Origin of the sequence: Streptomyces sp. NPDC127097 (assembly GCF_042724075.1) — a bacterium.
Lineage (GTDB): Bacteria > Actinomycetota > Actinomycetes > Streptomycetales > Streptomycetaceae > Streptomyces.
Map to the genome: position 1 here is coordinate 70,528 of NZ_JBHXFI010000043.1, position 1,004 is coordinate 71,531.

Here is a 1,004-nt window from a genome sequence, read left to right on the forward strand (position 1 = left end):
CGGCCGGTCATCCCTACGGAACCCACCACGGTCATCACGCCGGTCATCCCGCCGGTCATCACGACGGTCGTCACGGCGGAAGCCGCCACGGTCACCACCGGACGGCCGGTCATCGCGACGGAAACCCCCACGGTCACCGCCCTGGGAACGGTCGTCTCTACGGAAACCGCCGCGCTCGCCGCCACGGTCATCGCGCCGATCGCCACCACGGAACCCACCGCGATCGCCCCCGGACGGCCGGTCATCACGCCGGAACCCACCACGGTCGTCCCGCCGGTCGCCACCGAAGGAACGGTCATCCCGCCGCGGCCCACGGTCATCCCTGCGGAAGCCACCACGGTCACCACCGCGATCGTCCCGCCGGTCGCCACCGCGGTATCCGCCACGGTCGCCACCCGACGGGCGGTCATCACGTCGGTAACCTCCGCGGTCACCACCACGGTTGTCGCCGCGCGACCCGCGGTCGTCACGCCGGAAACCACCGCGGTCACCGTCGTCGCGCCGCTGCGGCCGGCGCTCCGAACGATCGTCGGAAGAATTGGTGGACATCGACGTGACTCCTGTCTTCGGTACTGCATTCATTCTCGCGCACCGACCAGTTCGGCGCGCTTCGGAAAAACAAAAAGGACCCTTGGTCCCAGCGTGAACGCTGGGACCAAGGGTCCTGAAAGATTGTTCGGCGGCGTCCTACTCTCCCACAGGGTCCCCCCTGCAGTACCATCGGCGCGGAAAGGCTTAGCTTCCGGGTTCGGAATGTAACCGGGCGTTTCCCTAACGCTATGACCACCGAAACACTATCGGGCCGTCCCGCAGAGCGGGAAATCGACACTTAGCGAACAAGCGCACTTTTTAGTTAAAGAGTGAAACTTGGTTCAACCAGCGATTGCGACTGTTCGCAACCCGGGAACCACACAGTGGACGCGAGCAACTGAGGACAAGCCCTCGGCCTATTAGTACCAGTCAACTCCACCCGTTACCGGGCTTCCATATCTGGCCTATCAACC

The 1,004-nt window shown here is 64.8% G+C and carries 2 rRNA genes and 1 pseudogene; all 3 read right to left on the minus strand.

The features are described 5' to 3' along the window. Positions 1-482: pseudogene (locus ACFWJW_RS27375) on the minus strand (hypothetical protein); the annotation flags it as partial. 192 nt (positions 483-674) lie between these two features. Then, positions 675-791: ribosomal RNA gene (gene rrf / locus ACFWJW_RS27380) — 5S ribosomal RNA — on the minus strand. A 139-nt stretch (positions 792-930) separates the two neighbouring features. Continuing rightward, positions 931-1,004 (minus strand): 23S ribosomal RNA (locus ACFWJW_RS27385); the annotation flags it as partial.